General features: G+C 41.1%; 10 protein-coding genes. 6 read left to right on the top strand and 4 right to left on the bottom strand.

Annotated elements, in window-relative coordinates; all coding sequences use genetic code 11:
- Nucleotides 1–901: 901 nt before the first annotated feature.
- From H6G97_RS44605 to H6G97_RS44595, 3 genes are read right to left on the bottom strand one after another with little or no spacing between them, the layout of a single operon-like run.
- Nucleotides 902–1,294: a hypothetical protein gene (locus tag H6G97_RS44605; protein WP_190946881.1), complete on the bottom strand. Its 393-nt coding sequence runs from the start codon at nt 1,292–1,294 to the stop codon at nt 902–904.
- On the bottom strand, nt 1,291–1,545 hold the full coding sequence (locus tag H6G97_RS44600; protein ID WP_190946880.1) for a hypothetical protein: 255 nt from the start codon (nt 1,543–1,545) through the stop codon (nt 1,291–1,293). Before H6G97_RS44600 ends, H6G97_RS44605 begins: the two co-directional genes overlap by 4 nt.
- Complete coding sequence (locus tag H6G97_RS44595; protein ID WP_190917101.1) at nt 1,542–1,754, bottom strand: hypothetical protein; 213 nt, start codon at nt 1,752–1,754, stop codon at nt 1,542–1,544. The genes H6G97_RS44600 and H6G97_RS44595 overlap by 4 nt, the downstream gene beginning before the upstream one ends.
- A 264-nt stretch (nt 1,755–2,018) precedes the next feature.
- On the opposite strand from H6G97_RS44595, the gene H6G97_RS44590 reads away from it, so the two are divergent.
- The 6 genes from H6G97_RS44590 to H6G97_RS44565 all read left to right on the top strand — a co-directional run bounded on the left by H6G97_RS44590 (nt 2,019) and on the right by H6G97_RS44565 (nt 5,168).
- Nucleotides 2,019–2,366, top strand: coding sequence for a hypothetical protein (locus H6G97_RS44590; RefSeq protein ID WP_190946879.1), 348 nt, complete (start codon nt 2,019–2,021; stop codon nt 2,364–2,366).
- A gap of 24 nt (nt 2,367–2,390) precedes the next feature.
- Nucleotides 2,391–3,020, top strand: coding sequence for a hypothetical protein (locus tag H6G97_RS44585; RefSeq protein ID WP_190946878.1), 630 nt, complete (start codon nt 2,391–2,393; stop codon nt 3,018–3,020).
- A gap of 67 nt (nt 3,021–3,087) precedes the next feature.
- Nucleotides 3,088–3,324, top strand: coding sequence for a hypothetical protein (locus H6G97_RS44580; protein WP_199350100.1), 237 nt, complete (start codon nt 3,088–3,090; stop codon nt 3,322–3,324).
- Between the two features lie 53 nt (nt 3,325–3,377).
- On the top strand, nt 3,378–3,629 hold the full coding sequence (locus H6G97_RS44575; RefSeq protein WP_190946877.1) for a hypothetical protein: 252 nt from the start codon (nt 3,378–3,380) through the stop codon (nt 3,627–3,629).
- Nucleotides 3,616–4,101, top strand: coding sequence for a hypothetical protein (locus H6G97_RS44570; protein ID WP_190946876.1), 486 nt, complete (start codon nt 3,616–3,618; stop codon nt 4,099–4,101). Before H6G97_RS44575 ends, H6G97_RS44570 begins: the two co-directional genes overlap by 14 nt.
- A 170-nt stretch (nt 4,102–4,271) precedes the next feature.
- Nucleotides 4,272–5,168 (top strand): hypothetical protein, encoded by an 897-nt coding sequence (locus H6G97_RS44565; protein ID WP_190946875.1) that lies wholly within the window; start codon nt 4,272–4,274, stop codon nt 5,166–5,168.
- On the opposite strand, the gene H6G97_RS52020 is transcribed toward H6G97_RS44565, so the two are convergent.
- A partial coding sequence (locus tag H6G97_RS52020) for a hypothetical protein (RefSeq protein ID WP_206759167.1) occupies nt 5,161–5,351 on the bottom strand: 191 nt, incomplete at its 5' end. The two genes, H6G97_RS44565 and H6G97_RS52020, sit on opposite strands and share 8 nt — an antisense overlap.

Here is a 5,351-nt window from a genome sequence, read left to right as displayed (position 1 = left end):
CCTAATTATTGCTAATCATAGTTATTACTCCAGTACTTTTCGTTTTATTCGTATTTTATTTATCTTTAAAACTTCGGATAATACGTGATTGTCTTCGGTTCCTGAATTTAATCCACTGATGTATAAAATATCCTTTCCTAAATTTTACTCATCTCAATGATTTTTTCGCACTTGTGAGAAATCCGGGCGTGGTGGTTTCCGGTTTTTGGTGAACGATTGCAATTCGTTCACGGTGATTAGGCTAGCAAGTTCTAGGTTGTCATCAGCTAAAAACTAGGGAACTACCCGTTTTCTTGTGAAGAGGTGATCGCGGACTAGCCGCCCTAATACCTAGCTAATCATAATTTTTTCGATGATTGCTAGTAGCTTGAAAAAATACTCTAATATCGATATTTTTCCAATACCAGCTAATCATATTTTTCGATGATCGCTAGATAGGAAGAAGATTTACGTCAATATCGTGTAACACGAGCTAACAGTAACTTCTAATACTTTAGTATCTTTTTTTCTTCGTGTGCCAGAATATGCCAGATTGTCATATTTTGCAGAAAGTGTTCACCTCTGAAGTAAAATAGCAGCTAATTTTAAGGGATGCGATCGCCTACCAGTAATCAAAAACTAATAAATCAATTTGTAAAACCCTTTCAGTGCAAAGATATAAACCTTATGAGATCCCATGTAAGTTAGTACGCATAATTTCCACCACTGAATACGTTAGTACTGTAGTTTTAGTCCGGTGTTGGTTTTGATGGGTTGTCAAATTTTGGCGTAATGATATCAAGCAAAGTCATGCGATCGCTTGCTTTCATAATTTTCTAAGACATCCAAAGGTGGAAAAACTCTTGTATGAGTTGCCATCCTACACTCGTTTGATAACTTACTCCCCTCATTGTGATTACTACTAATTTCGAGGATCAATGCGTGTTAGTTGTATCAAAATAGCGCCAAGCTGATTTAATGCCGCGTTAGTGGTTTGCTGATTTTCTTCAAAATTACGCTGGTGTTGCTCAAAGCTATCGCGTAATTCCAAAAGCACATCATCTAAAACAGCGCTACGAGCTAACACGCGATTAGTATTCTCGGTCAACTCAGAGATCGCCTGAGTATTTAATTCCTGCTGTTGTTCAATGCGGGTAAGTATTTTATCGTGCTGTGCAGCTGTTTCTGATGTTGTAGTGGCTATCTGGGCCACTTGTGCCATCAATGGAGCTAGCTGATTAAGCATTTCAGCATGACTTGTCAGCATTGCCTCAAGCCGATCTAATCTGTTATTTGGTGTTCCGTTATTTGTCATCGCCCTGCCTCAATCATTTTGGCGATCGCCTCTTTGTCAAAACAGTCTAAATAACTGACCAGTTCTCGAAATTGTTGGTATTTCTCCTCAGCATAGCTATCTGGTGTAAAACCTAAAACTTCACAAAATTTGAAATAGTCAGCCCGCCAATTAAAGTTATTTAGTGCAGTAGTGAAGCTTTCTACTATCTCTAATGCTTCTGGGGGTGACTCTGGCTTATCAGCTTCGTTGGCTCCTAGTGCGTTGGTCATGCTGGCTTTTCATTCTCCTGTTTCATTCCGTCAAGAACTGATTGTTTTTCCCTGGCCCATTTGGCAATCATCTCTTCAAGTGCTTTGCTTTGGTCTGTTTCTGTGGCAGCACAGATCGTTTTAAACAATAATGCAAGGTCTTTAGGTACATAGCCAGAGATCAATCGATAGTTTGGATCACCTCTCTTGCCTCGAAGGTTGTCGCCCATAAATACTTAACAGCATAGATATTACATCTATACTGGCATGAACTCAGAGAGTAGCAAAGTTTTTCTTGACAAGAGGACATGAACACTTGTTATCGTATCAGCGAGAACAATCAATCAGCAACAAGCCACTAATTAGCGTCCTACGAGTACCCCAACGACTTACAAAGTAAGGGGTTTAGCGTTTAGGTGCTACATCCTGATGTGTACTTATTCTGATTGCTAGTTAGTTAATATCTAATTCACATTGATTACTGTAGTAAGCCGATGAAACCTAGACGGAGCAAACATTCTACAGATTTAGATTTATTCCTTGATTTCCCATCTACCAAGACATATTTAGCTGAGGTCTTGGGTGTTAGTCGTTCTACTTTGGTCACTTGGGAAAATTTAGCTTTTTGGAGAATCCCCAGTTTCAGAGATGCCTACCCCAAAAACCACGATGGCAGTTACGACCGGGAATCACCCTTATCACCCTATCAAGCATGGATTTTAGGGCGAGTAGGGCGATTAATGGCACAGCTACGACGGTCTGAACGAGTCAAAGGCTATATCGCCAAAAACCCCAACGATTTTTCTAGATACCGCTATCAGCAAGCATTCGGGCAAATCTAAAAAATACAGAAGGGAGCGTAAATCATGGCAGCACGGAAGAGAACCACAGCACCGACAGCAGATACAGTAAGCATTCATGATGCTTGCCTAAAATACATGACCACAGAACAGAGCTTAAGGCTGGCTTTAAGCCATGTTCGCCCTGATGATTTTGACACTGTAAAGGCAGTTTCAGAAGCGGATTTAGAAGCGATAGCCTCCCACTTCCAGCCACAATTGCCAGCAATCCCCCAAAACAACGAAGCTCTTACACAGCAAGCATTAGCAGCAGCTACAGAACACCCACAAAACACCCCTATAGTACCTTCTGTAAGTCAGCAACAGTTAACCAATTCTACCCAATCCCCAAAGTCTACCCTTGGCTTATCTCTGGTTGAGCAATTAGCAAAACAAGCCAGTGAGGAGATAACAGCAGTAGACGCGATCGCCCAAGTTAAGAACCAACTGATTCTAAATAATTTGGCTGTAAGGAATGCGGAATTAGTAGAGGGTATCAATCAGCACTGGCAACATCAAAAGCAGGGATATTTGGGAGCGATTAGAGATTTGGCTGGACTTGCACAGCAAAAGCCAGAAGTTACCCCAGATGAAACTGACTTTACCCAAGAAATTGAAGGCATCATCACCGAACTGGGAAAAAAGCTAATAGTGTGAGAGCGATCAACATCCTGTTATCTCCCCTTGATTTCATTAACTGGTTATTAGAAAGAGTACTAACGCCATGACTTTTACAATTTCCGGCACTGAACCAGAGGCAAGCATAAGCGCTAATTCCTTACCAGAACTAGTTTCTCTTGCCCAAGAGTTACTTGGTCAAATCCGCCAACATCCACAGTTTAAAGGCTTACGCTTCGATTGTGATGTAGCTATTGGTGACGTTAAGCAGTATTTCAACTACCTCGAATGGGCTGTTGCTAGTGACTCAGAGATAGCTAAGTTTGAAGGTTTTACAGAATAATTGTTGCTGCCAACTCCACAGAACACAGTCGGTAGCAGATAAAGCCAGAATTAATGCTCTCAATAGTTTTGAGAGCTTTTAAGCATCAGATACCCGTCAATACTACCATGCAAGATGACTTAAGCAGCCAAATTCAGGATGCAAAGACGGATGAAACAGAGCTAAATCTTGTCCTGAAAAAATACGATTTGGATGAGGAATTAGCGCTTGAATTTAGCGAAATCGACAAAGCATTTAGGCAACTAGAAATTAAATATCAATCCTTACTCAACACTAGAAAATTTTTCAACAATGGCAAAAATTGATGCTACAAAAGCAGCAGCCCAAGCTGTAGCAGAAAAGCTAGCAGGACGCAAACAAAACTCCACATCTAGCACCAATAATTCCACACCTGCTACTGTCCCCAGAGATAGCCGTATCCCTGGATTGTTGAGCGTCACGCCGGATTTAATACCGGGAATGATGCCACCATTCCAGCCGAATCAGTATCATATTTCAGATCCGCTTAATCCTCCTGAAACGCTCCCACAGGCAACTCAAAGCCAGCTTGATTTGGGGATGAAAATTTATGAAGGTTCTACACGAGCATTGAAACTTACGGGGGCAGCGCTTGACCTGACACGCGAGAAATTCACTGTAATTGGTAAGCACTCAAAAGCCTTTGGTGCTGGCATCCAAGCAGCTACCGAGATTGAGAAAGTTAAGGGTAATTATTTGGATTACCTTAATCAAAAAGAAGTTACTACTCAAAAATCAGTTGCTTTAGATGTCAGCTAAGTAAAGACGATAGCTGATACGAATATCTCAGTTTATAGCAAAGATGAACTAGACCAAAAACTATTACAAGCACAAATAAAAGCTGAGGAATTAAGGCTAAAAACTGTTGAGTCACAAGGGAATCTAGCAAGCTTTAAAGCACAGTTGGGCGATTATCTGGAGGTGAAATCATGAGATTGTCTCACAGTTTAGGGGTAAGTGCTTTTAGCTTATGCGCTGGCTTGGCGATCGCTTCTGGAGGGTTCACCAACGATATAGGCAAAGTAATGTCTATGCTTGGTGTGGGAGCATTGCCAGCAAGCTTTATTACTTACTTTATTGCGGATACTAAATCACAAAGATTGCTAAATGATGCCGAAAGTAAGAATGAGCAAGCAGGTCAAACGCTGCATAAAGTTATCAGGGAATTTGAAAGGAGCAAGTCAAGGCTAACCACTGTTAACAGTCAACTAGAAACGGTCAAAGATGAACTCAAGGAAGCACGAAGTACTATCAACTCGTTAGGTCACAGCAAACTAGAAAACACGGGCTTAATCGCCCAACTGCAAGCTAAGTTAAGTGAATTATCTACCCAATCTCAAAAAGATGCCCAGCGCATTGAATATCTGGAAAGTGAGACTGAACAATGGGAATTTAACTTTAAAACCCAAGTAGAAGCGGAGGCTAACAAACGCTTTCAGGTTGCTAAATCTCAGGAGTTAGAGAAAATTTACTTAGAGCATGACTCGATAACCAGTGAAGCTATGCAGTTATTCAGAAGGCTGCAATCATGGTCGGAGAAAGTAGCACACGGTCATCAAAGTAAAGCTGAAATTATCAAGAGTTTGGCAAGCAGCTACAACGAAAATTTAGATGAGGTTGGGGAGGCGATATCCCAAGAACGTCAAACTTACCTTGAACAAATCGAGTTACTCAACGAGCGCATAGCCCAGTTACAGCAGGAACTACAAGGCGATTTACTAGAACCCCAATATGGTGAGTTTGGCTTTGATGCTAGCGGTAGGATAGCTAACGCGATCGCTCAGTGGTTATGGTTCCAAAAGCAAATACCAATACGGTTCAGTTAAGGCTCAAAAGCTTATGAGTGACGTTAAATTTCGGAGCTTCGACTCGTTGTCCAATACCTCTGTGTTTTGGTTTTTTAGAACGAAACTTTGATACAGGTCTTTTTACAACCCTGGGATTAGTACGGTGAACGCGTTCGGGTAACAACGTATCTAGGATTTCTACAATTAACCAATTGAAAAAAA

This window comes from Nostoc flagelliforme FACHB-838, from assembly GCF_014698065.1.
Classification (GTDB): Bacteria; Cyanobacteriota; Cyanobacteriia; order Cyanobacteriales; family Nostocaceae; genus Nostoc; species Nostoc flagelliforme_B.
Note: the sequence above shows the minus strand (reverse complement) of the source record. Positions and strands in the feature narration are given on the sequence as shown.